Here is a 22,822-nt window from a genome sequence, read left to right on the forward strand (position 1 = left end):
CGCTACGGATGCAGGATCAGGCTCGATGGCGTGGCCTCAAAGCGGCTGAGGCGGCCGAGATAGCTCATGCCGAGCAGCGAGGTTTCCAGCCCATCCTTGACGATCAGCGCATCGACATTGCGCACTTCGCTCTGACCGACCCCGACCTTGGCGAGATTGACCAGGGCAGCCGTCGTCTCGCCATTGGCGGTTGAGACTGTATGGTCGAAGGGCAGGGTCTTGAGGTCGAATCCGAGTCGCTGCGCATCGGCGGGCGTGAGCACAACGACGGTGGCACCGGTATCGACCAGCAAACGCACGGCCTTGGAATTAACGACGGCATTGGCCCAGAAGTGGCCATCGGTTGCCTTGGGGATGGCGGTTGTGTGGGGATTGGCCGTATCGGCCTCCGAGCGGGTTTCGGATGCGTCGGGTGAGGCCATGACCGCGGAGGTGGCATGCGTCTGCGGATTTTGGAGTCTGTCGCTCAGGGACAGCATGCCAAAGCACGCGGCAATGGCCGATACAACGGCGCTGCCCAGGACAATGACCGATTTGGACATAGGACGCAGAAAACTCCCGACGCAAACCCTTTCTGGATTCTCGGCCAGCATAGGCGCATTGGGTTAGTTTAGGGTGAAGATGGCCGCTAAAAGCTTTTTACGGAAAGTGCGCAAGTTTGAATTTTCGGGGAAAATTTATATCCAGCAATATCAATTAGGTATGAAGCTATTGGAAAGTTAATTGCTCCGGGTTCGGATTAATAGTTGCAATCCTGTCCGATTGTGGCACACTCAACTTCGACGCGACGACGGCTGTGAGGGTGAAAGCCCCTGGGAGTTTGCGACGCGTCTTCTGGTCCGTTTGTATTTGGAAAAGGAGACGCAGACCCATGCAAGACCAAGACAAGAAACAACACGCAATGACTTCGTTTGCCCTGTTTGGCGGCCTGTTCGGCAGTCCGCGCGCAGGTGCGGAGAAATCGCCGCGGAACGTAAGCCGTCCTCAGGACTTCCGGCCGTTCGAACGCAAATAGACGCGGCTGAACCGGGAATAAATAAGGCCCTCCGCAAGCGGAGGGCCTTATTATTTAGCATCCCTGAACGCACCAGGCGGAGCGGGTAGCTCCGTTGCTCTGTCGGGTCAAGCTTAGTTCGAAGCCAGCTTGACGCCAGCCTTGGCTTCCGCCGCGGCCATGTTCGGGCTTGCCTTGTTGACCTTGGTCGTAGCGCCGCCGCCCGTGCCGTCGAACTTGGCGTTCAACTCGACCCAGTACAGGCCATCGGCCGCCAGGAAGTTGTACTTGAAGTCAACGATGTAGCTGCCGGCGCGGAAGTCGCAGCTCGAGATGTTGACCATCTGCTTGCCGGTTACGGCAATGACCTTGGAAACGGCGGCCTTGCCGACGCCTGCGGCCAGCATACCGGCCGTAGCTTCCTGGTCTTCACTGCACTCGCCCGCGAACGCGCTGCCAGCGGCGAGGGCCATGGCGGCAATGCCGCCTGCGATAATAAGGTTTTTGATCATCTGGGTAACTCCTTGATGTTCTTCAGGGTGAGCCCCACACTAAACGAAATAGGCTAAGGTTCCGTAAATCCGCCCGTAAACCCCTGATCAAGCTTGATTAACGCCGTTATCAGCAAGGCTTTATGATTTCAGGCGCAAAACCTTAACGGCCGGCCCTGGGTATAAAAACGTGATAAATTTTCTTGGCCTGTTTTACCGTAAATCTTTCAACGTCATACAGTTGCGGGCTTTTTCCGGTAATATAGGCACAAAAAAACGAGGGCCGGGATATCCCGACCCTCGCTCTGTTATCGCGTGGAGGCTCGCTTAGTTAGCGGCCAGCTTCACGCCCTTCGATGCCGAAGCTGAAGCCAGGTTCGGGCTCAGCTTGGTTAGGGTCAGTTCGGCGACGGCGCCACCGGCAAGCTTGGCCTTGCCTTGAGCCCAGTAGAGGCCGTCGGCGCCAATGATATTGTATTTGAATTCGGCGCTGACCTTGCCGCCGCCCGAGTCGCAGGTTTCCAACGACAGCATCTGCTTACCGGTGCCGTTGAGGACCGGGGTGATCTTGGCCGCAGCGGCCGAGGCGATGGCCTTACCGATCTGGGTTTCCTGGACTTCGTCGCAGTCGGCGAAGGCGGAGGCGGCAGTAACGGAGAAGGCGAGGGCGGCCGTAGCGGCCAGGATGGCATTGCGGGTCAGGTTGCGCTTTTGCATTTTGCAGGTCTTTCTCAGTACGCAATTTTACGGGACGCTACGGCGGTAGCGGTGACATCGATGTCTGTCACAAGGCGCTTCTTACGACTTCAGGTTTAATGCGAGGTGAATCATTTCGCAGTCGCAGCAAAAATTTTATTAGAAGGCAAATATGAAAAAAGGAGACGCTGTTTCCAGCGTCTCCTTATTGTCAGTCTAAGCCGGTTTGCAGGGCCGTGCGGGCCGGCTGGACCGGTAATGTTTAGGCGGCCGTTAGTTCGGCCAGGAAGCGGCGGATATTCTCGCTCATGGCTTCCGTACGCTTGGTCAGCTGGTTGGCGGCGCCGAGCATTTCGGTCGAGGCCTTTTCGGTGTCCGCAGCCGAAGCCGACAGCTGGGCGACCGACGACGAGGCCATCGAGGTACCGTCCGACGCTTCGTTGACGTTACGGGCGATTTCGTTGGTCGCGTCGCCTTGCTGGTGGACCGAGTCGGCGATGGACGAAGCGATTTCGTTCATGTGCTTGATGGTCTCGCCGATGCCGCGGATGGCGTTGACGCCGTTCTGGGCGGCAGCCTGGATGTCCTTGATGCGATCGCGGATTTCATCGGTAGCCTTGGCGGTTTGCTGAGCCAGCGACTTCACTTCCGAAGCGACGACTGCGAAGCCCTTGCCGGCTTCACCGGCACGAGCCGATTCGATCGTGGCGTTCAGGGCCAGCAGGTTGGTTTGCTGGGCGATGGCGTTGATGAGGTCGACGACTTCACCGATCTGGTCCGCGGCGCGGCTCAGTTCAGCCATGGACTCGTTGGTGCGGTCGGCTTCCGACACGGCTTCGGCGGCGATTTCCACCGAGCGGACGGCCTGGTCGCCGATGACGCCGATCGAGGCGGACAGTTCGGTCGTGGCCGAGGCAACGTTCTGGACGTTGTCGGCCGAGTTGCGGATCGACGACACGGCCGATTGCGAGCGGCGCTCGTTTTCGCCGGCGATGGTCAGCAGAGTGCGGCCGTTGGCGTCGAGGTCCGAAGCGGCGTTCGACAGGGCGTCCAGCATGTCCTGGGCTTCGTGGCGGAAGCGTTCGGCCAGTTCGGACATTTGACGGGCGCGCTCTTCGCGGGTCTTGGCGGTGGCTGCCTCGATCGCGGTCAGGCGTTCCTTTTCCTCGGCGTTCGACTTGAACACGTTGAGGCTGTCGACGACCGACTTCAGTTCGTCCTTGCGGGTCAGGGCCTGGATGTCGACATTGAGGTTGCCGTTGGCCAGTTCCTCGGTCGTCTTGGCGATACGGTTGATGCCGTTGACCGTCAGGCGCGAGAACAGGAAGGCGATACCGCCCGACAAACAGGTCATGATGACGGCAAAGATGGTCAGGAAGCTGATCCCGGTCGCCTGGGCAGCCTTGGCATCCGAGGCGGCCTTGGCGGCCGACGCCTTTGAGCCGTCGATGATCTTGTCCGAAAGGTCCGACATCTTGGCGTAGCCGTCGTCGAACTGCGACATCATCGGACCGACCGAAGCAAAGTCGACGTCCATGACGGAGCCGGCGAATTCGACGGCTTCCTTATAGGTCTTCACTTCCTTGTTCAGGTCGTTCAGCTGCTTCTTTTGCGTTGCATCCGAGGCGCTGTCGGCGCTTTGCTTGACGCGATCCGAAATCTTGCCGAGATCTTCGGTAACTTTCGCGACATCGGCCGAAGCGTTGGCGCCCGGATTGGTCGCCTTGGTCAGTAGCGCATTATACAAGTCGCCGTTGGCTTCCTTGATGTCGGCCTTGATGTCGGCGATCTTGACGATTTCCGGCATCGAAACGTTGTTGATGCGGTCGATCGTCTTGCCCTGGCCATTCATGACGTAGATTGCGCCGCCGGTCAGGATTGCCATAACGGCAGTCGCTACGGCCGCAGGCGCCATGAACTTGATGGTGAACGGCCAGTTGGAAATATTGAATCCAACTGCCGGCTTGTTAGCACTCTGTTTCGTCATTTTGGCCCCTGACTTAACGTATGTATGGGTTGGTAATCTGTTATGCGGACGCGTGAATGGCGTGCGTTTGGGCCAAACTGTCAGATTAAGGTTGTTGAAATCCTAACGTTACGGATTTTGTCGCAAATCGGGACAAAGACTGACATCGGTCTCCCATTGCCTGGGATAAACGCAAAGAGCCCGGCACTATGGCCGGGCGCGATGCAAACGGATTTGAGCGAATCAGTCGTGCGAGTCTACTGGGCGGCGCCTTCAGGACGCAGCGCCACTTCGGCGACGATATCCTGGGCTGACTTGCCGGTAATGACAGTCTTTACCTGAACCGCCTTTGCCTGATTCTGGGCGGCGTCGGCCTTATTGACCGCTGACACCAACTGGGCGCGGGCTTCGCCGGTCAGTGCACCTGTTGCCGGTGTCGTCGTCTGTGCCGCATTCAGCGCGTCGCTGGGGGCGGCCACCTCGGTGGTGCTGGCCTGGACCAGGACCGCCGGCGAATCGGAGGTCTGGACCGATTCAAGGCTGTTGTCGATGCGCGAGCCACGACCGCGGAACTGATAGAAGACATGGCTGCCGACCGTACCGACGCGGACCATGGTGTTGGACCAGCCTGGCGCGACATAGGTGGCATGGAAGTGGGTGGCGGTGCCGACCGACTTCATGACGTAGCCTTCGAGCGCGGCGGCGGCGACTTCGCGCGACCGGCGCCAGTTGTAGGCTTCGACCGGGCGGCCCATCATGCCGTTGCAGGTAAAGCTGAACTGGCAGGAGATGCGGCGGTTGGAGCCTTGGTAGACCACGCCGCAGATCGATTTCGGGAAGGCCGGATGGCGAACGCGGTTGAGAATGACCTGGGCAACGGCACGCATGCCATCGACGCCTTCGCCGCGCGCTTCATAATAGACGGCCTGGGCCAGGCAATCGGAATCGTTCTGGCTGGCCTTTTTGAAGACCATGGCGGCGGCCGGTCGCACGGAAGCCACCAGCGGCGTCGTCTTCAGCGCTAGGAGCGACGAGGCGGCGACGGTTTCGCTGGCGCGGACCACCAGGCCTTTTTGCGAGCGGATATCTTCTGAGACGCGCATGGCAGCCAGGGTCGGTGCGGTCGCGGAGGCTTCGGCGGCGCCGCCGGACATGCCGCCATATGGGGCGAAGCGCGTGGCTATGCCCAGCGCGGTTTGATTCAGTGGGGCAACACCCAGGGCGGCTGACGGCGATACGTCGCCATTCAGTTCAGCCAGTTGCAGAATACGGGCGGCATTGTTGCTGGCATCGGCTTCGCGCGCCAGGCGCCCGCCGAGATAGGCTGCGCCTGCCGACGCGCCAACCAGCAGGCCAATAGAAGATGCTGCCATGAGGGCGCGCATCCGGTAGCGCGCCATGGTTATCGAGCTCAACGCTGTCTATCCTATGTGACGAGGGCAAAAGAGGCCCCCCGGAAAGGCATCCGGAGAATGAATCCGTCATTTCTCCAGATCGGGTAGCCGAACAGGGACGGGGGTGGCAAACCTCGTCCTTAATGCCCGGCAAGTGCGGCTTCTAAGGGTCAATTGTGGCTGAAATGTGTTCGATCATGGTTAATGGAATGTTAGCTATAGTTGTTTGACTTTTTATCGCGCGCTTGCGCAAGCAGATGGGGCAGGATTGTGACAGTCATTCGCAGATATATTGACATGTTTTCGAAAGTATTTGATATTTAATCTATACGGGCTTTCTCAACGTTATTATTTCCGAAAACACTATAGTCATTACACTCATCAGTTAAAACTCAATTTAAGGAACCGTTAAGGAAGCATTTCGACTGCTTTTTTACCAGAATGCGAACCGAAGCCGACCGGGTTACGATTTTAACCGACTGAATCGTGGTGAAAAATCCGGAAAGATCGACGACGGCGCTGACAAGTTTTGGCGCGGGTGGACGGCATGATGGCGGTAAGGCTGCCCCAGCGTCAGGGCGGGGCTCAATTTTTTTTGATTTCCACCGCCTACGGCTTGCCTCTTTCATTTTTTTGTCCTGTCCCTATGTTGCCGTTCATGTCCCGTTCCGATCCCCCTCCCGGCTTCTCCGACAATTCCGGCGCCTTCGCCGCTGACTTTGACGCCCCTGCGCTCATACAGCGAAGCGATAGCGCAAATTTAATGCCCGCGACGTGGGTGCCGCACCGGCCGGTGCGGCCGGAAAAATCCGACGGCGGGCGCAAGTTCCGGCTTGCCGCACCTTATGAGCCCGCGGGCGACCAGCCGACGGCCATAGCCGAGTTACTGAAGGGCATCGAGGCGAGCGAGCACGACCAGGTCCTCCTGGGGGTCACCGGTTCCGGCAAGACCTTCACCATGGCCAAGATCATCGAGCAGACCCAGCGTCCCGCCCTGATCCTGGCGCACAACAAGACGCTGGCGGCCCAGCTCTATTCGGAGTTCAAGGCCTTCTTTCCGGACAATGCCGTCGAGTATTTCGTTTCCTACTACGACTACTACCAGCCCGAAGCCTACGTTCCGCGCACCGACACATATATAGAGAAGGACTCGTCGATCAACGAACAGATCGATCGCATGCGCCACTCGGCGACGCGGGCGATCCTGGAGCGCGACGACGTCATCGTCGTGGCGTCGGTCTCCTGTATATATGGTATCGGCTCGGTCGAGACCTATACGGCCATGACCTTCGATTTGAAGGTCGGCCAGACGATCGACGAGGCGCAACTGCGCGCCGACCTCGTAGCGCTGCAATATAAGCGCAACGACCAGGCGTTTGAGCGCGGGACTTTCAGGCGGCGTGGCGACGTCATCGAGATATTCCCAGCCCACTACGAAGACCGTGCCTGGCGCATCAATATGTTCGGTGACGAGATCGAGTCGATTTCGGAGTTCGATCCGCTGACCGGCAAGAAGATCGTCGACCTGCGCGACCTGAAGGTCTACGCCGCCAGCCACTATGTGACGCCGCGCCCGACACTCAACCAGGCGGTCGACCGCATCAAGGCCGAACTGAAGTGGCGGCTGGAACAGCTGCACGGCGAAGGCAAGCTGCTGGAGGCCCAGAGGCTGGAGCAGCGCACGACCTTTGACATCGAGATGATGCAGGCGACGGGCTCATGCGCCGGCATTGAAAACTATTCGCGCTACCTGACTGGACGCGGCGCCGGCGATCCGCCGCCGACCTTCTTCGAATACCTGCCCGACAACGCCCTGCTGTTCGTTGACGAAAGCCACGTGTCGGTGTCGCAGATCGGCGGCATGTATCGCGGCGACTTTGCGCGCAAGTCGGTCCTGGCCGAGTATGGCTTCCGCCTGCCGTCGTGCATGGACAACCGCCCGCTCAAGTTCGAAGAGTGGGACGCCATGCGGCCGCAGTCGGTCTACGTGTCGGCGACGCCCGGCAAGTGGGAGATGGAGCGTACGGCCGGCGTCTTCGCCGAGCAGGTTATCCGCCCGACCGGCCTGATCGATCCGCCCGTCGAAATCCGCCCGGTGCACAAGGACGGCTTCAACCAGGTCGATGACGTCATCGCCGAGGTCCGCGAAGTCGCCAAGCACGGCTACCGCTCGCTGGTCACCGTCCTGACCAAGAAGATGGCCGAGAACCTGACCGACTATATGCATGAGCAGGGCATCCGCGTCCGCTACATGCACTCGGACGTCGAGACCCTTGAGCGCATCGAGATCATCCGCGACCTGCGCCTGGGCGCCTTCGACGTGCTGATCGGTATCAACCTGCTGCGTGAAGGGCTCGATATTCCGGAATGCGGCTTCGTTGCCATCCTCGACGCCGACAAGGAGGGCTTCCTGCGTTCGGAAACCTCGCTGATCCAGACGATCGGCCGGGCGGCGCGGAACGTCGATGGCAGGGTCATTCTTTATGCCGACAAGATGACCGGCTCGATGGAGCGGGCGATCGCCGAGACCGACCGCCGTCGTGACAAGCAGAAAGCGTACAATGCCGAACACGGCATCACGCCGGAATCGGTCAAGCGCAGCATCAGCGACATCCTCGACAGTCCGTTTGAGAAGGGCGACCGCGTCCAGATACCGATGGGCGTGGCCGAAAAGGACTCCAAGCCATTCCTGGGTTCTAACTTCCAGGCGACGCTCAAGGACCTCGAGGCCAAGATGCGCGAGGCCGCCGGTAATCTCGAATTCGAGACCGCTGCGCACCTGCGCGACGAGATCAAGCGGCTCAAGCTGCTCGACCTGGAGTTCGCCAAGGACATGCTCGACGGCGCCCAGTAGATTATGACGCCCTATACTGGGCGGGCGTGACGCCGGTCGTCGCCCTGAAGGCCTTGTAGAAGGCGGACTTGGAATTGAAGCCGACTTCGAGCGCGACATCGAGCACGTTTTGATTGCGGGTTCGGATCAGGGGCAGGGCGGCTTCGATGCGTCAGCGGTTGACATAGGCGAAAAAGCTTTCGCCCAGGGTTTCGTTGAGCGTCTGGGAGATGGTGTTGGGCGCCACGGCGATATGGGCGGCCAGTTTTTGCAGTGACAGGTTGGCGTCGAGGTACAGCCGGTCGTCCCGCATGGCGGCTTCGATGCGGTTGGCGACGCGCTGGGCCTGTTCGGGGCCGAGCGCCGACTTCTGATACTTCTTCGGAGATGTTTCAGGGGTGCCTGCTTCCAGCAGGTAGCCGCCGTCAAAGCCTGGCTTTTGGCGCAGGCCGCAGATCGCGAATGCCCATAGCGCCAGCAGACCCAGGCCATGCAGCCAGGCCGGCGACAGCAATGTAAGGTTCAGTATGCCGTCCACCGCGACCTGCAGCAGAGCCGCCAGCCAGACGAGCGCCATGACGCCGATCAGGATCGTGACCCACTCCAGGTCTTTCTGGTCGGTGTTGGTGAAGAGGTCGCGCAGACGTCGGCGGTAGGCCGCCAGATGGCTCAGAATGCGCCAAGCATAGGCGACGGTCTGGCCGATCCAGATCACGATCAGCACGAATATAAAGACGCCGACGCCCAGGGCGAAAGGCGAGGCAGGGATTTCGCCATGCACCATCATGGCATCGCGCTCTGCAGCCGGCAGCAGGATGACGCACAGCAGGGCCGCGCCACCAAGCGCGGCGGGTATGGCATGCCGGGCGTGGCCGGGTTGCGGGCGCCACGGCGATTCGGCCGTCAGGGCTTGGACGTAGAGCCAGAGCGCCGGCGCGAGCCCGAGATGAGCGGGCAGGCTGATGGCGGTCAGCAAAGACGCGGCCCGCGGGAGCAGCGACGTCATGGGTTGCGGAAGCGCGATGAGGATGGCGACCGCGAACACGGCCGCGAGCGGCAAGGTGGCGGGATTGCTAGGGCGCGCAAAAAGCAGGCTCAGGCAAAGCGCGGCCTGCCCTAGGGCCGTCGCCGCCACGACCAGACTCACCGTCTCCTGCATGCCATCCCCGCTGTTTTCCAATCCATAGCACTTTTCGGAGGCTTGTCAGGTCTGGGCAGGTTCTCGCCTGCAGGACAGGACGACAGGCGCTGTTTGTTGCGCTGTCTGCGTCTTCAGGATCAATCAAGGGAGGCAAGCATGACTGCGTTGAAAACAACAGGCGCGCCGTGGCATTTCTGGGGCGTGGCGATCGTGATGGTGCTGTGGAACGGTCTCGCGGCGTTCGACTACATACTGAGTGTGATACAGGGGGCCGCCTACTACCGGGCGTCGGGCATGACGGAGGCGCAGGTGACCTACTTTAGTACACTGCCGCTGTGGGCGAGCGCAGCCTGGAGCGTTTCGGTCTGGTCCAGCGTGGTCGGCGGACTGCTGTTTGTGTTCCGGCGCCGGCTTTCAGCCGCCCTGCTGGCGGTGTCGGTAACGGGCACGCTGGGTTACATCGCCTATACCTATGTCCTGTCGGATGGGCGGTCCTTCATGGGCGCGATGTGGCCGATGCCTGGTATTGTCGCCGTGACTATGGTGTGCCTCATTGCCTATATTGGCGCCCTTGGCCGCAAGGGGATTATGCGTTGAGGTAATAACGTTTTTATTTCCCTATTTTGGGAATCTATCGCGGGCGAGCTGGCGGCGCGTGATGTGTGCACTGGTTAACACCTGTATTAACCAAGGCAGAATAAGGGGTTGAGAATTCCGGAAAATTGGAACAAACTGTTGCCTTCGGGTTTCAATCGAGGCGCAACCGTACCCCAAACGAGCGAATTCTGCTGTCATGGGCCACATTCATACTGGATTTTTATATCAAATCGCGCGACCCTGATTTCACGAAAGCGCGACTGGCCTGGCCTGTGCACCGACTGTATGGGGCCGGCGGTCGGTGTCTCGAAATAAATCGATTATTAACCGTGACTTCTTAGTCTGGTCTTAATCATCGGGCGACACATGCGCGGCGTTTGAGCGGGCACTGAGCCAACTGGGGTGAATGGATGCGTAGGACTAGACTGAATGTGGTGCCGCCCGTCTCTAAAGAGATCGCGCTTGGACCTGTCATCAACGGTGTGAATGGCGTCAACGGCGCCCTCAACGGTGTCAAGAACGGCAGCGCCGACAAGATGGTGAGCCTGCCTGCCCAGATGGCCGCGACTGCTGTCGCGACGCATAAGCTCGTCGGCGAAGAGATTGTCACCTCGGTGGCCACGCCTTCGCGTGAAACCCGCACGCAGCGCGTCAAGCGCCTGCAGGAAGAGGCGCGCGCCCTGGCGCGTGAGCAGATCGGCGAGTTCGAACTGCTGCTCGACGCCACGGCCAAGATGGCGACCGAAATCGCCGACGGCGGTGAAGTCTATTCGATCGGCGCGCGCGAAATCTGCCGTCGCCTGGCCGACGAACTGCCGCGCACCCTGCAGACCCTGCAGGTCATTTCGAAGAAAAAGAACTAAGGGCGCAAGCCTTGAATTTCCCTGTGGACGACTGCCCGTTCGTAGTCGTTCACGCGGAAATGTGACTGGAGTGGGCTCACCGCTTCCCCTACTTCTAACATCTACTTTCAGGGGAATTCGCCATGTCCAGGACCGTTTACCGGTCAGTGTTCTGTTGCGTTTTCGCGGTCACGGCGATCGCGGGCGGATGCAGCAAGAAGCCCGAACCCCCTAAAAAATCCGAACCCGTCATGGTCATGTCGGCCGTCAGGATTTCCCCGCGCCCGGCGCAGACCCTGCCGGCGCGTCAACCCGGACTGTGGGAGACCTCTGTGCGCGAAGACGGCGGTGACGACGTCCAGACCCTGCAGATCTGCATCGACCGCACGACCGATCTGCGCCTGGGCATGCGCGGCAACGATCTCAGCGGTGACCGCTGTGGGGCCAAGACGATCAGTCGCGTCGATGCCGACAGTTGGAAGGTCATGACCACCTGCCAGGTACCATCCGGCGGCGCTGAAGACTATTCCGGGACCTATACAGGCGATTTCGCGACCGCCTACACCATGACGCTGCGCGTCCAGACGACCGGCGCCGCCGCACCGCAGATGAACCGGGCGACCAGCTACATCATCGAATCGAAGCGGTTGGGCGATTGCAAGCCTGACCAGGCGCCTGGCGACGTCACCAATGACGGTGTCACGGTCAACCTGTTCGAAATGGAAGGCCACAAGGCGCCGTTCCCCAAGGCCCCGGGATAGTTCAGACCATCCAGCTTTTCGGATTGGGATAGGGCCGGTTGTAGAGCAGGTGGTTGAAGCCCATGACGCAGCGGCCGGCCAGATAGATGAGCGGGACCAGGACCAGGGCCAGTGACAGGATCTGGTTGTTGATCCCCTGGATACCGAGGGCGAAGCCGACCGCAAAGCAGCCGATGAGCGGAATGACGCCCAACCAGAAGGTCCGGCGCTGGAATTCATAGTGGGTTTTTAGCCAGTCGGCTGCGTCGTCTTCGCGGAAGGTGGCGATCAGCAGCGCGATGATGCCGGTCAGGCCGCAGGTCAGCACCATCAGGAACAGCAGCATATAGTTGAGAAACAGGAACTTGCGCGGATCGGCGGAAAGGGGCTGTGGGCTGGGCGCGGGTTTGGTCATGGGGGCTCGAACGCTATGATAAGTGTTGAGCCTAACCTGCGCGGATCATGCTGCATAGCGGCAATTGCACTTCGGCCACCAAAGGTGCCGGATCGGCCACACCTTGTCAGGCTTGCGCCGGCGCCAGGTCATTCAGGCTGAGGTCGGGGCGGTGGCACCACTCGCCCAGCCGGATGGGGCAGCTTGCTACGTCGTCCGGTGTCAGGATGACGCTGTTGGTCGGCGTTTCCTCGAGTTCGAAGCGTATGCATTCGAAGGCAGGCAGGTGGACGGCCAATATGGCGTTGAGCTTCATGTAGAGCGCCGTGGCGACGGCTTCGGTCGTCGGGTCGCCCTGGATGATCAGAAGGCGCGGCAGAAGCTCCGGCTCATGCGCCTGGAAATAGCCGATCATCGGATCGTCGTGGCCCAGTTGAAAGGCGTGATCGAGCGCATCATCGACAAAGCCGTGCCAGTGCCGCTTCATGTCGGCGAAACTGGCGGCGTAGTTGGATGCGCCCCAATCCACAGCCGGGCCCGAACCTGGGGCGCCTGCTCTTGGTTTCAGGTCGACGGTCACGAATTCGTTGTGGCCGTGCGGGGTCATGCACTTCGAATTGCGGTCGAAGCGCAGGCGATGAGCCATGGAAAAGCGGCGTTTGAACTGAATGAGCATGTCGCGCCTTCAACAGCAAAGCGCCAGCCAAGTCAATCGGCACAGATGTGTTGCACCTGCGAAACAAACTTATGATTAAGTTGCGATTCGCCACCTGATGAAATCGTAAATTCATATTCCTGTGCTACCAATTATATAAGGAAACTGTAAGCGGGGGCGTTTATGGAGAGTATGCGTACGAGTATCGTTTTGCGTAAGGCCGGGCGTATCCTCGGCAAGGCGTTGCGGCGCAAGGATGTTGCGACGGTCATCTCCCTATCGGGTACAGCCATGCTGGCCGCATGCGGCGGTGGTGGAGGTGGAAGCTCCTCTGGCGGTGGGGGCGGCGGACCGGTGACACCGCCACCGGTCGTTGTCAGGCCGACCCAGGCGGAAGCCAGCCGTTTTCTGGCACAGGCCAGTTTCGGCGTCACCGATGCCGATATAACTGCAATCACAACGACCACTTTCGGCGACTGGATCAACCAGCAGGTAAGCCTGTCAGCCGGGACACCGCACCTGACCTGGATGGATCGCCGGCTGGCGGAGATCCGAGCGGTCAATCCTTCGGCCAATGTCAGCGCCAACCAGTTCTACGAAAGCTTCTGGAGCCTGGCTGCTTCGGCGCCGGACCAGCTACGCCAGCGCGTCAAGTTCGCCCTGTCGGAAATCTTCGTCGTGTCGTTCGCCATGGATGGCGAAGATCCGCGCGGCCTGGCCTCTTACTATGACATGCTGGGCAAGCACGCCTTCGGTAACTTCCGTCAGTTGATGGAAGACGTCACCTACCACCCGGCCATGGGCATCTACCTCACCTATCGCGGCAACCAGAAGGAAGACACCCGCACCGGGCGCAATCCCGACCAGAACTATGCCCGCGAAATCATGCAGCTGATGACCATCGGCCTACACAAGTTAAAAAACGACGGCACGCTCGACAACGACCTGCTCGGCAATGCCCAGCCGACCTACGGCCAGAACGATATCGATGGACTGTCGAAGGTGTTCACCGGCCTCAGCTGGTACCACCCGACGCCGACCAATGCGACCTTCAACGGCGGCTCGCGGCATGCGGAATCGTACACGACGCCGATGACCGTCTATAACAACTACCATTCGACCTCGGCCAAGAGCTTCCTCGGCACGACCATAGCGGCGTCGACCACGGCTGATGCCGCAGCTGATATCAAGACTGCGCTCGACGCCCTGTTCAACCACGCCAATGTCGGCCCGTTCATCGGCAAGCAGCTTATCCAGCGCCTGGTGACCTCGAACCCCAGCACGGCCTATGTCGCGCGTGTCGCTGCCGCCTTCAATAATAATGGCGCGGGCGTGCGTGGCGATATGGCGGCGGTGGTTCGCGCCATCCTGACCGACAGTGAAGCGCGCACGGCCGGTGATGCCACCTATGGCAAGCTGAAAGAGCCAATCGTCCGGCTCGCCAACTGGATGCGCAGCTTCGAAGTGACGTCGCAAAGCGGCAACTGGCTGATGGGTTCGACCTCGGCCAACACCTCGCTTGGCCAGTCACCGCTGAATGCACCTTCTGTCTTCAACTTCTATCGCCCGGGCTATGTGCCGCCGCGCTCCACGCTCGGCACCAAGGGCTTGCTGGCGCCGGAATTCCAGTCGACCGACGAAGTCACGGTGGCCAGCTATATCAACACCATGCAGGGCGCGGTGGGATCGGGCATCGGCAGCAGCAACGACATCCGCTCCGCCTACAGCAAGGAGGTGGCCCTGGCCGCCGATGTGCCGTCGCTGATGGATCGGCTTAACCTGCTTTTGTTCAGCAGCATGCTATCGGCCGGACTGCGCATCAAGATCACCAATGCTGTCAACGGGATCGCCATTCCCGGCGGCACGGCGACCCAGGCGCAGATCGACACCGCCAGGCTCAATCGCGTCAAGCTGGCGGTCTTCCTCAGCCTGGCCTCCCCCGAATATATCGTACAACGGTAGCCCCTCCATGACCGCTCATCTCAATCGCCGCGAGTTTCTTCGCATGTCCGGAGGTTTGGCCGGGTTGACCACCGCCGCTGGCTTCGGCCTGCAGATGGCCGCCGCCGGAACCGCTGCCGCTGCCGGCGCCAGCGACTACAAGGCGCTGGTCTGCATCTTCATGTACGGCGGCAACGACGCCAACAACATGGTGCTGCCGACCGACGGCGACTCCTGGAACCGCTATTTTGCCGCCCGTAACCAGGGGACCGATCCCATCGCCCTGATGCCGGTGGGAACACCGGCAACACCCGTTGGCCAGGTTAACCCCATCACAGGACGCACCTCGGCGCTGGCTACACCGGAGCAGTGGGGCGGCGTCCTGCCGATCGTGCCCCAGACCAACCAGGCGATCCCACCCGGGACATCGGCCCTGACCCGCACCTTCGCGCTGCATCCGCACATGGCGCCGGTACAGGACATCTTCAATGCCGGGCGGCTGGCGGTACTGGCCAATGTCGGCACCCTGATCAATCCCGTCACCAAGGCGCAGTACAAGGCGAAGAGTGTCCCCCTGCCGGCCAGCCTCTTTTCGCATAACGACCAGCAATCGACCTGGCAGGCCGGCGCCACCGAAGGCGCACGCCTCGGCTGGGGCGGGCAGATGGGCGACCTGCTGGCCAGCCAGAACGGTGTCAACACTATCTTCACCGCCATTACCACACAGGGCTCGGCTGTCTTCCTGGCTGGGCGCAACGTCCTGCAATACCCGCTGAGCGCTAACGCTTCACCGGCGATAGTCGTCACAGGCGCGACGGCGGGCAGCCTGTTCGGGTCGAGCCTGGGGCCTGCCGCTCTTAAGGACATCATCATGGATACGGCGGGGGCCAGCGACTTCGCCAACGACTATGCTGCGGTGACGGGCCGTTCGGTCGGCGCCGCAGCGACTGTCAATTCGGTTTTCAGCCAGTCAGTTGTCACGGACGTCCCTTCGCCACCGGCCTATACCAATCCGGCGAAGAACGCTGTCGAAACCAACGCTCTGGCCCTCCAGCTGCGGACCGTGGCGCGCATGATCGCCGCCGGCCCGGCCTTTGGTCTGAAGCGTCAGGTCTTCCTGGTCAGCGCCGGTGGCTTCGACACGCACGATACGCAAAACCGTGACCAGCCGAACAACCTGGCCAAGCTGGCCCAGGGGCTGAAATATTTCGACGACGTTCTGGCCAATATCGGCGGGGTCGATATGCGCGCCAATGTGACCACTTTCACGGCGTCGGATTTCTCGCGCACCTTCAACACCAATGGCGACGGTACCGACCACGCCTGGGGTGGTCACCACCTGATCATGGGCGGTGCGGTCCGGGGCGGCGACATGTACGGCCAGTTTCCGACGGTCGGTATGGATATCAACGGCTTCGACAATCCGGACATGGCGGGCAGCGCCTTTATCCCGACGACATCGGTCGATCAGTACGCCGCGACGCTGGGATCGTGGTTCGGTGTGAGTAACGGCGACCTCAACACCATCTTCCCGAACCTGCGCAACTTCAGCTCAGCCAATCTCGGGTTTGTCTGACCTGGAACAACAAGGGCCGGCGGTGACGCCGGCCTTTCGTTTGTGTGCGTATGGAAGTCAGTGATGAGCCTTCCACATGGCGGCTATCTCGTCCTTGGACAGCATATTGTCCTTGTTGGTGTCGGCGGCAGTAAACTTGCTTTCGGCTGCAGCGTTGAACTCGTCATGCGTGACCGAGCCATCGGCTGCGGCGCCTTTCATGTCCATGTGCCTGGCGGACTTTTCCGTTGCGGACAGCATGCCGTCGCTGTTGGCGTCAGCTTCGGTGAACTTGTGGTCGAGGGCGGCCTTGTGTTCGTCATGGCTCACCATGCCATCCTTGTTGGTGTCCATCATATCCATCTTATGTCCCATGTCAGCCTTGTGGGTGTCATCGGCAAGGGCGGGCATGGCGAGGGCAGCGCCTGCGAGGCAGGCGGCGATCAGGGCGATTTTCATCGGGTATGTCCTGTCTGAATGCGGCGGCCGGGGATCCGGCCGGCCACTTCCTAGTCGAGCCCGTATCAAGGTTCGATGGGGATTTGCACGCAGACGGCGTTTTATTCGCGCACGGGGCATGTGAGCCGATGCTGTACCCGGCTCACATGCCTCGACGACTAGGCCTTTACGCTTTCGGCGGCGTAGAACTGGGCCATGGTCGTCAGGCCGACTGGCTTGATCTTGCCGGCCTGGCCCGCAGCGCCGAACTGTTCGAAGCGGTCCTCGCACACCTGCTGCATCATGGCATACGCGGGCTTGAAGTAGGTGCGCGGATCGAAGACCGATGGCTGGTCCTTGAATACCTTGCGAATGCCGGCGGTGATGGCCAGGCGCAGATCGGTATCGATATTGATCTTGCGCACGCCCATCTTGATGGCCTTTTGCAGTTCTTCGACCGGCACGCCCCAGGTCTGGGGGATTTCGCCGCCGTGTTCGTTGATCATGTCCTGCAGGTCCTGCGGAACCGACGACGAGCCGTGCATGACCAGGTGGGTGTTCGGCAGGCGCTTGTGGATTTCGGTGATGACGTTCATGGCCAGGACTTCACCGTCCGGCGCGCGCGTGAATTTGTAGGCGCCGTGGCTGGTGCCCATCGCGATCGCCAATGCATCGACATTGGTGCGGGCGACGAAGTCGACCGCCTGGTCAGGATCGGTCAGCAATTGCGAGTGGTCGAGCACGCCTTCGGCGCCGTGGCCGTCTTCGGCCTCGCCCATGCCGGTTTCCAGGCTGCCGAGAACACCGAGTTCGCCTTCAACTGAAACGCCGCAGGCGTGAGCCATTTCAACGACCTTGGCGGTCACATCGACATTGTAGTCAAAGTCGGCGGGGGTCTTGGCGTCGGCCTTCAGCGAGCCGTCCATCATGACCGAGGTAAAGCCGTGCTGGATGGCGGAGGCGCAGGTGGCGACCGAATTGCCGTGGTCCTGGTGCATGCACAGCGGGATTTCGGGATAGATTTCGACCAGCGCGTTGATCATGCGCTTGAGCATCAGGTCGTTGGAGTAGGCGCGGGCGCCGCGCGACGCCTGGATTATGACCGGCGACTGGACCTTGCGGGCGGCCTCCATGATGGCCAGGCCCTGTTCCATGTTGTTGATATTGAATGCCGGCATGCCGTAGCCGTGTTCGGCGGCATGATCCAACAGCTGACGCAGACTTATACGAGCCATTTATCTTCCCTCTTTCGCGGTGCGCTTTGGTGATCTGCAAATGCCCGTCTTCCTGCGTTCCGGTGCTCACGTACTCAAGTACGCTCCGCTCCGTTACTCGGAAGCCAGACATTTTCGACTCACCACAGCGCACCTTTGGCTGTGATGGGGTCCGCCGGATGTGGCCTCTGGTCGGAACCCGGTTAATTGCGGGCGTGGTCTTTTGACCTTTTTGCACCCGCGAAATGTAAATTTTAAATAGTGTTGTCGGTTCAGCCTTCCGCCATGCAAGACCTGCGCCGACCTATTTCTCCAGTGCGGCAACACCCGGCAACGCCTTACCTTCCATCCATTCCAGGAAGGCACCGCCGGCAGTCGAGACAAAGGTCATATCCTCGCTCACACCGGCATGGTTCAGCGCGGCCACGGTGTCGCCACCGCCTGCCACGGCCACCAGCTTACCCGATTTCGTTTGCGACGCAGCAAATTTCGCCGCCGCGACCGTAGCGGCATCGAAGGGTGGCAATTCGAACACACCCAAAGGTCCGTTCCAGATCAAGGTCTTGGACTCGGCCATGACCGACTTCAGTTGTTCGACCGTCTTGGGGCCGGCATCGAAAATCTTGTCTTCGGCCGACAGCGACGCATCCAGGCCCTGCGTGCGGTTAGCAGCATTGGCCTTGAATTCCTGAGCCACGACGATGTCGACGGGCAGCAGGATCTTGCAGCCCTTGCTCTCGGCTTCCTTCAGAATTTCGAGCGCCGTGTCCTTCAGGTCCTTTTCGCACAGCGAACCGCCGATATCGTGCCCTTGCGCGAACAGGAAGGTGTTGGCCATGCCGCCGCCGATCGCCAGGGCATCCAGCTTGCCGACCAGGTTCTTCAGCAGGTCGAGCTTGGTCGAGACCTTGGAGCCGCCGACAATGCCGAGAGTCGGGCGCTGCGGACTGCCAAGCGCGGCGTCGAGCGCATTCAGTTCGCGCTTCATCGACTCACCAGCATAAGCGGGCAGCAGATGCGCTACGCCTTCGGTCGAGGCGTGGGCGCGGTGCGCGGCCGAAAACGCGTCATTGACGTAGATGTCGCCCAGCGCCGCCAGTTGCTTGGCGAACTCGGGGTCATTTGTTTCTTCACCGGCATGAAAGCGTACGTTTTCGAGCAGGGCGACGCTGCCGGCCGGCAGCAGCTTCAGCAGGTCGGCGGCTTCGGGGCCGACGCAATCCTTGGCGAATCCGACCGTAACGCCTAGCAGTTCCGACAGCGGACCGGCGATCGGACGCAGCGACATTTCCGGCACCACCTTGCCCTTGGGGCGGTCGAAGTGGGCCAGCAGCGCCACCTTGGCGCCAAGCTTGGTCAGCTTTTCAATCGTCGGGATCGCGACCTTCAGACGGGTATCGTCAGTAATCCGGCCATTTTCCATCGGTACGTTGAAGTCAACGCGCACCAGGGCAGTCTTGCCGGTCAGCGAGGTCAGATCATCGAGGGTATTGAAAGGCATGTACCGGCTCCTGCATGAAGTATCATGCAGGCTTTAGGACGCCCGGCCCATATGATCAAGGTTTTTACAGCACAGCTTCGACGCCGATGCTGACCAGCCACGCCGCGATCAGTTGCATCGCCAGTTGCACCAGCCCCAGGGCGACGAAATGGCGGGTATCGGGCGTCAGGCCCGGCGTATTGCGGCGGTAATTCTGCGCCAGAGACCCGTAGATGCTCAGCCAGATGACCGGCATGACGATTAGCATAGCCAGGTTAAGCACCTTGAGCTGCGTGTCCGCCGTATGGGTGAAGTTGATATAGAAGGCCGGCATCAGGACGGCGCCGACGGCCGTCGCCCAGCCGATAAACTTCAAATAGCTAAAGGGCTTGGGATAACAAACGTCCGCGTGTCTTTCCATCGTCGTTCTCCGATCCGTGATTGTCGTCAACCACATCGGGCAAGGGTACGGTTTGCCCGCGCCTGGATTTTATGCCTCGGGTGCCCGGGGAAAAACCGGCATATCGTCGCAGGCGCAAAAGAAAACCCCGCCGGATAGGTTCCGGCGGGGCAATTATTCAATAGGTGGGGCGCCTTACAGGAACTTCGAGAAGGCGATGGCCGTGTCGGCCATGCGGCTCGAGAAGCCCCATTCGTTGTCGTACCAGGTCAGGATGCGGACCAGCTTGCCCGAAATAACCTGGGTCTGGTTGAGCGCGAAGGTCGATGACGCGGGCTCGTGGTTGAAGTCGGACGAGACCAGCGGCTCATTGGTGTAGGCCAGCACGCCCTTCATCGGGCCGTCAGCGGCTGCGACGATAGCGGCATTGACCTCTTCCTTGGTCACTTCGCGCGAGGCGTTGAACACCAGGTCGACAGCCGAAACGTTCGGGGTTGGCACGCGGATCGATGAACCGTCCAGCTTGCCCTTCAGTTCCGGCACGACCAGGCCGATCGCCTTGGCGGCGCCGGTCGAGGTCGGGATCATGGACAGCGCCGCGGCACGGGCGCGATACAGGTCCTTGTGCATCTGGTCCAGCGACGGCTGGTCGTTGGTGTACGAGTGGATCGTCGTCATGTAGCCCGACTCGATGCCGCACAGGTCATGCAGTGCCTTGGCGACCGGCGCCAGACAGTTGGTCGTGCACGAGGCGTTCGAGATGACCAGGTCTTCGGCCGTCAGGGTGTCGTGGTTGACACCGTAGACGATCGTCTTGTCGGCGCCGTCAGCCGGGGCCGAGACGATGACGCGCTTGGCGCCGGCTTCCAGGTGGGCGGCGGCCTTGTCGCGTGCGGTAAAGATGCCGGTGCACTCAAAGGCGATGTCGACCTTGAGGTCCTTGTGCGGCAGCTCGGCCGGGTTCTTGATCGCGGTCACCTTGATCGGCGCGTAGGTGCGGCCATTGGCGGTGATGACCAGGCTGTCGCCTTCGACTTTCACTTCGGCGGGAAAGCGGCCATGGACCGAGTCGTAACGCAGCAGGTGCGCGTTTGTTTCCACCGGGCCCAGGTCGTTGATGGCTACCACTTCGATGTCCGTGCGATTGTATTCGACAATCGAGCGGAGGACGAGGCGACCGATGCGGCCGAAGCCATTGATGGCGACGCGAAGAGCCATGGGTGGAAATCCTTTCTTGCGACCAAGCGATATGCGCGGCCGTTTTTTAACCTGAGGGCAGGGAAGTCAAGCCTTAATTGTCGCGGATATCAGGATGATAGCGATAACGGCTGGACGCACCGCTCAGATAGGTATTGAGTGCAACAATCTCAAGGAAATCCGGGTTAAATCTTGCCGGGCCGGGGCAGGGTCAATTTCGCTTCCAGACCGGTGATCGTACGGCCTTCGTAGCGATTGGCCAGGGTCAGGGTCCCGCCCTGTGCCTCGACAAGGGCGCGAGCGACGCTGAGGCCCAGACCCGCGCCGCCGGTGTCGCGGTTGCGCGACGTTTCCATGCGGAAGAATGGCTCGAAAACGGCCTCCAGCATATCGGGCGGTAGGCCGGGCCCGTTATCGCTCACACGCAGCTCGACCTGATTTGCGCGCGCCGTCAACTCCAGCCGGCAGTCGCCGGCGTAGCGGCAGGCATTCTCGATCAGGTTGGTAATGACTCTTTTCAGCGCAACCGTATCGCCGCGCACCATGATGTTCGGGTCTATCCGCGCCGGCTCCATCGGGCAGACGGCCGCCATGTCGTCGGCCAGGGCTTCGACCAGGGTTGAAAAGTCGATAGGGCGCAAGGATTCGCCTAGCTTATGCGCCGCCGTGAAGCTCATGGCCGACTTGATCAGGCCGTCCATATGGCTGATGTCGTCACCCAGCTTGTCTTTCAGCGGCGACGGCAGGTCTTCGATACGCAGCCGCATGCGGGCCAAGGGCGTCTTCAGGTCGTGGGCGATGGCGCCCATCAAGGCGGTGCGGCTCTCCATCTGCTTGCGGATACGCGCCTGCATGGCGTTGAGCACGTCTGCGGCGGCGCGGACCTCGCGCGGGCCGACGGCCAGGATCGGCGGGGCGCCATCTTCAAAACCAACCTTGGACGCGGCCTCGGAGAAGGCGATAATCGGCCGGGTCAGGCGGCGCGACAGCCACCAGGCCAGCGGCAGGATGAGCAGGGCGGTGAGGCCGAAGCCGAGCAGCAAACGAGTTTGCCAGGGCTGGATCAGCGCCCCCGGCGGAGTTACGACGCGATAACGTCCATCCGCCAGTTTCCACGCCGCGCTGAAAGCAGGGTAGAAGACGTCGTCGCCATTGCCGGTCGAAAAGACGCGGAAGCGCGGACCGGGTTCGCCCGGCGGAAGGGGGGGCGGACCACCCTCCTGGGACATGCGCATCCGGAACTCTTCGCGCATGACGATGTGCGGTCCGCCCTCGTCTCCGGGGGGCGGCCCTTCGATGCGCCGGCTCCACCGGCCATCCATGCGGTGCGGCGTGAACTTGACCCAGACGGAATCCGCCGGAACCTTAAGTTCCGCGGCAAGGCGAGTGGCCAGCATCGTTTCAAAGGCACGCGCACGGCGATGTTCGGCCGAGGGGTTTGCATAGGCCGGCGGAGCAGTGGTGGTCTCGGCCCTGAGGCGTTTACCGTTGTTGAGCCTGGCCTCGCCGGTTCGGAGCGCTGTGGCGACTTCGCGGATGGAGTAGCCGGGCGGCGGCGGATCGGGAGCTTTGAGTACGATCAGTGTGTTGATGCCGAGCGCCAGCACTAGAACAGCCAGACTCAGGCCCAGCACCTGCCAGAAGATCGGCAGGGAGATCAGCTGGTGGGATTTGGAGGGCGATGTCACAGTGTCCCCCCTTCCGTCATTTGCTCCGCAAATGCCACCTTCCCCGTAAACGGGGAAGGAAAAGTTGTGGGGATGAAGATGCGAATGTTCCTTCCTTCCCCGTTTACGGGGAAGGTGGCGACCGGCGCGCTAGCAGCCGGGCGACGGAAGGGGGGAAAACTGGTCA

At 61.0% G+C, this 22,822-nt stretch carries 21 protein-coding genes; 6 read left to right on the forward strand and 15 right to left on the reverse strand.

Annotated features, from left to right (window positions below; translation table 11 throughout):
• Window positions 1-2 precede the first annotated feature (2 nt).
• The 5 genes from AC1DON_RS01030 to AC1DON_RS01050 form a co-directional block, all read right to left on the reverse strand.
• Window positions 3-542, reverse strand: coding sequence for a TIGR02281 family clan AA aspartic protease (locus tag AC1DON_RS01030; RefSeq protein ID WP_476932871.1), 540 nt, complete (start codon window positions 540-542; stop codon window positions 3-5).
• 586 nt (window positions 543-1,128) lie between these two features.
• A complete protein-coding gene (locus AC1DON_RS01035) occupies window positions 1,129-1,506 on the reverse strand; it encodes a hypothetical protein (protein WP_476932872.1) in 378 nt (125 codons plus the stop codon).
• Window positions 1,507-1,812: 306 nt separating this feature from the next.
• The gene (locus AC1DON_RS01040) at window positions 1,813-2,202 is read right to left on the reverse strand and encodes a hypothetical protein (RefSeq protein ID WP_476932873.1); all 390 of its coding nucleotides are present in this window, start codon (window positions 2,200-2,202) and stop codon (window positions 1,813-1,815) included.
• Window positions 2,203-2,443: 241 nt separating this feature from the next.
• Window positions 2,444-4,168 carry a methyl-accepting chemotaxis protein gene (locus AC1DON_RS01045; RefSeq protein ID WP_476932874.1) on the reverse strand — a complete coding sequence of 575 codons (1,725 nt, stop codon included), beginning with the start codon at window positions 4,166-4,168 and terminating at the stop codon, window positions 2,444-2,446.
• Between the two features lie 236 nt (window positions 4,169-4,404).
• Window positions 4,405-5,520 carry a cell wall hydrolase gene (locus tag AC1DON_RS01050; RefSeq protein WP_476932875.1) on the reverse strand — a complete coding sequence of 372 codons (1,116 nt, stop codon included), beginning with the start codon at window positions 5,518-5,520 and terminating at the stop codon, window positions 4,405-4,407.
• 679 nt (window positions 5,521-6,199) lie between these two features.
• On the opposite strand from AC1DON_RS01050, the gene uvrB reads away from it, so the two are divergent.
• On the forward strand, window positions 6,200-8,395 hold the full coding sequence (uvrB, locus tag AC1DON_RS01055; RefSeq protein ID WP_476932876.1) for an excinuclease ABC subunit UvrB: 2,196 nt from the start codon (window positions 6,200-6,202) through the stop codon (window positions 8,393-8,395).
• 1 nt (window position 8,396) lies between these two features.
• On the opposite strand, the gene AC1DON_RS01060 is transcribed toward uvrB, so the two are convergent.
• Both AC1DON_RS01060 and AC1DON_RS01065 read right to left on the reverse strand, forming a co-directional pair.
• Window positions 8,397-8,543, reverse strand: coding sequence for an AraC family transcriptional regulator (locus AC1DON_RS01060; RefSeq protein WP_476933464.1), 147 nt, complete (start codon window positions 8,541-8,543; stop codon window positions 8,397-8,399).
• A gap of 3 nt (window positions 8,544-8,546) precedes the next feature.
• Window positions 8,547-9,533 (reverse strand): hypothetical protein, encoded by a 987-nt coding sequence (locus AC1DON_RS01065; protein WP_476932877.1) that lies wholly within the window; start codon window positions 9,531-9,533, stop codon window positions 8,547-8,549.
• A 138-nt stretch (window positions 9,534-9,671) separates the two neighbouring features.
• On the opposite strand from AC1DON_RS01065, the gene AC1DON_RS01070 reads away from it, so the two are divergent.
• The 3 genes from AC1DON_RS01070 to AC1DON_RS01080 all read left to right on the forward strand — a co-directional run bounded on the left by AC1DON_RS01070 (window position 9,672) and on the right by AC1DON_RS01080 (window position 11,715).
• Window positions 9,672-10,112 carry a hypothetical protein gene (locus AC1DON_RS01070; protein ID WP_476932878.1) on the forward strand — a complete coding sequence of 147 codons (441 nt, stop codon included), beginning with the start codon at window positions 9,672-9,674 and terminating at the stop codon, window positions 10,110-10,112.
• A gap of 410 nt (window positions 10,113-10,522) precedes the next feature.
• On the forward strand, window positions 10,523-10,975 hold the full coding sequence (locus AC1DON_RS01075) for a hypothetical protein (protein WP_476932879.1): 453 nt from the start codon (window positions 10,523-10,525) through the stop codon (window positions 10,973-10,975).
• 122 nt (window positions 10,976-11,097) lie between these two features.
• Window positions 11,098-11,715: a DUF3617 domain-containing protein gene (locus tag AC1DON_RS01080; protein ID WP_476932880.1), complete on the forward strand. Its 618-nt coding sequence runs from the start codon at window positions 11,098-11,100 to the stop codon at window positions 11,713-11,715.
• Between the two features lies 1 nt (window position 11,716).
• Here AC1DON_RS01080 and AC1DON_RS01085 read toward each other — a convergent pair whose 3' ends face one another.
• Window positions 11,717-12,109: a hypothetical protein gene (locus AC1DON_RS01085; protein WP_476932881.1), complete on the reverse strand. Its 393-nt coding sequence runs from the start codon at window positions 12,107-12,109 to the stop codon at window positions 11,717-11,719.
• A gap of 106 nt (window positions 12,110-12,215) precedes the next feature.
• A complete protein-coding gene (locus tag AC1DON_RS01090) occupies window positions 12,216-12,764 on the reverse strand; it encodes a 6-pyruvoyl trahydropterin synthase family protein (protein ID WP_476932882.1) in 549 nt (182 codons plus the stop codon).
• A gap of 171 nt (window positions 12,765-12,935) precedes the next feature.
• Between AC1DON_RS01090 and AC1DON_RS01095 the strand changes: the two genes are divergently transcribed.
• Both AC1DON_RS01095 and AC1DON_RS01100 read left to right on the forward strand, forming a co-directional pair.
• Window positions 12,936-14,705 carry a DUF1800 domain-containing protein gene (locus AC1DON_RS01095; protein WP_476932883.1) on the forward strand — a complete coding sequence of 590 codons (1,770 nt, stop codon included), beginning with the start codon at window positions 12,936-12,938 and terminating at the stop codon, window positions 14,703-14,705.
• Between the two features lie 7 nt (window positions 14,706-14,712).
• The gene (locus AC1DON_RS01100; protein WP_476932884.1) at window positions 14,713-16,260 is read left to right on the forward strand and encodes a DUF1501 domain-containing protein; all 1,548 of its coding nucleotides are present in this window, start codon (window positions 14,713-14,715) and stop codon (window positions 16,258-16,260) included.
• Window positions 16,261-16,317: 57 nt separating this feature from the next.
• Here the strand turns inward: AC1DON_RS01100 and AC1DON_RS01105 are convergent, their stop codons facing one another.
• From AC1DON_RS01105 to AC1DON_RS01130, 6 genes are all read right to left on the reverse strand, one after another.
• The gene (locus AC1DON_RS01105; RefSeq protein ID WP_476932885.1) at window positions 16,318-16,698 is read right to left on the reverse strand and encodes an EF-hand domain-containing protein; all 381 of its coding nucleotides are present in this window, start codon (window positions 16,696-16,698) and stop codon (window positions 16,318-16,320) included.
• A 158-nt stretch (window positions 16,699-16,856) separates the two neighbouring features.
• Complete coding sequence (gene fba / locus AC1DON_RS01110; protein ID WP_476932886.1) at window positions 16,857-17,912, reverse strand: class II fructose-bisphosphate aldolase; 1,056 nt, start codon at window positions 17,910-17,912, stop codon at window positions 16,857-16,859.
• A 283-nt stretch (window positions 17,913-18,195) separates the two neighbouring features.
• Complete coding sequence (locus tag AC1DON_RS01115; RefSeq protein WP_476932887.1) at window positions 18,196-19,392, reverse strand: phosphoglycerate kinase; 1,197 nt, start codon at window positions 19,390-19,392, stop codon at window positions 18,196-18,198.
• A 64-nt stretch (window positions 19,393-19,456) separates the two neighbouring features.
• Window positions 19,457-19,792, reverse strand: a complete 336-nt coding sequence (locus AC1DON_RS01120) for a hypothetical protein (protein ID WP_476932888.1) — start codon at window positions 19,790-19,792, stop codon at window positions 19,457-19,459.
• Window positions 19,793-19,966: 174 nt separating this feature from the next.
• On the reverse strand, window positions 19,967-20,989 hold the full coding sequence (gene gap / locus AC1DON_RS01125) for a type I glyceraldehyde-3-phosphate dehydrogenase (protein ID WP_476932889.1): 1,023 nt from the start codon (window positions 20,987-20,989) through the stop codon (window positions 19,967-19,969).
• Window positions 20,990-21,153: 164 nt separating this feature from the next.
• The gene (locus AC1DON_RS01130) at window positions 21,154-22,656 is read right to left on the reverse strand and encodes a sensor histidine kinase (RefSeq protein WP_476932890.1); all 1,503 of its coding nucleotides are present in this window, start codon (window positions 22,654-22,656) and stop codon (window positions 21,154-21,156) included.
• Between the last annotated feature and the right edge of the window lie 166 nt (window positions 22,657-22,822).

This window comes from Asticcacaulis sp. P4_H10, assembly GCF_056400965.1.

Bases quoted from the DNA above. Each gene is read 5' to 3' on its own strand.
- AC1DON_RS01080 (WP_476932880.1), top strand. From the start codon at position 11,098: ATGTCCAGGACCGTTTACCGGTCAGTGTTCTGTTGCGTTTTCGCGGTC.
- fba (WP_476932886.1), bottom strand. From the start codon at position 17,912: ATGGCTCGTATAAGTCTGCGTCAGCTGTTGGATCATGCCGCCGAACAC.
- AC1DON_RS01030 (WP_476932871.1), bottom strand. From the start codon at position 542: ATGTCCAAATCGGTCATTGTCCTGGGCAGCGCCGTTGTATCGGCCATT.
- AC1DON_RS01095 (WP_476932883.1), top strand. From the start codon at position 12,936: ATGCGTACGAGTATCGTTTTGCGTAAGGCCGGGCGTATCCTCGGCAAG.
- AC1DON_RS01075 (WP_476932879.1), top strand. From the start codon at position 10,523: ATGCGTAGGACTAGACTGAATGTGGTGCCGCCCGTCTCTAAAGAGATC.
- AC1DON_RS01050 (WP_476932875.1), bottom strand. From the start codon at position 5,520: ATGGCAGCATCTTCTATTGGCCTGCTGGTTGGCGCGTCGGCAGGCGCA.
- AC1DON_RS01040 (WP_476932873.1), bottom strand. From the start codon at position 2,202: ATGCAAAAGCGCAACCTGACCCGCAATGCCATCCTGGCCGCTACGGCC.
- AC1DON_RS01070 (WP_476932878.1), top strand. From the start codon at position 9,672: ATGACTGCGTTGAAAACAACAGGCGCGCCGTGGCATTTCTGGGGCGTG.
- AC1DON_RS01065 (WP_476932877.1), bottom strand. From the start codon at position 9,533: ATGCAGGAGACGGTGAGTCTGGTCGTGGCGGCGACGGCCCTAGGGCAG.
- AC1DON_RS01105 (WP_476932885.1), bottom strand. From the start codon at position 16,698: ATGAAAATCGCCCTGATCGCCGCCTGCCTCGCAGGCGCTGCCCTCGCC.
- gap (WP_476932889.1), bottom strand. From the start codon at position 20,989: ATGGCTCTTCGCGTCGCCATCAATGGCTTCGGCCGCATCGGTCGCCTC.
- AC1DON_RS01120 (WP_476932888.1), bottom strand. From the start codon at position 19,792: ATGGAAAGACACGCGGACGTTTGTTATCCCAAGCCCTTTAGCTATTTG.
- AC1DON_RS01045 (WP_476932874.1), bottom strand. From the start codon at position 4,168: ATGACGAAACAGAGTGCTAACAAGCCGGCAGTTGGATTCAATATTTCC.
- AC1DON_RS01035 (WP_476932872.1), bottom strand. From the start codon at position 1,506: ATGATCAAAAACCTTATTATCGCAGGCGGCATTGCCGCCATGGCCCTC.
- uvrB (WP_476932876.1), top strand. From the start codon at position 6,200: ATGTCCCGTTCCGATCCCCCTCCCGGCTTCTCCGACAATTCCGGCGCC.
- AC1DON_RS01085 (WP_476932881.1), bottom strand. From the start codon at position 12,109: ATGACCAAACCCGCGCCCAGCCCACAGCCCCTTTCCGCCGATCCGCGC.
- AC1DON_RS01100 (WP_476932884.1), top strand. From the start codon at position 14,713: ATGACCGCTCATCTCAATCGCCGCGAGTTTCTTCGCATGTCCGGAGGT.
- AC1DON_RS01115 (WP_476932887.1), bottom strand. From the start codon at position 19,392: ATGCCTTTCAATACCCTCGATGATCTGACCTCGCTGACCGGCAAGACT.
- AC1DON_RS01090 (WP_476932882.1), bottom strand. From the start codon at position 12,764: ATGCTCATTCAGTTCAAACGCCGCTTTTCCATGGCTCATCGCCTGCGC.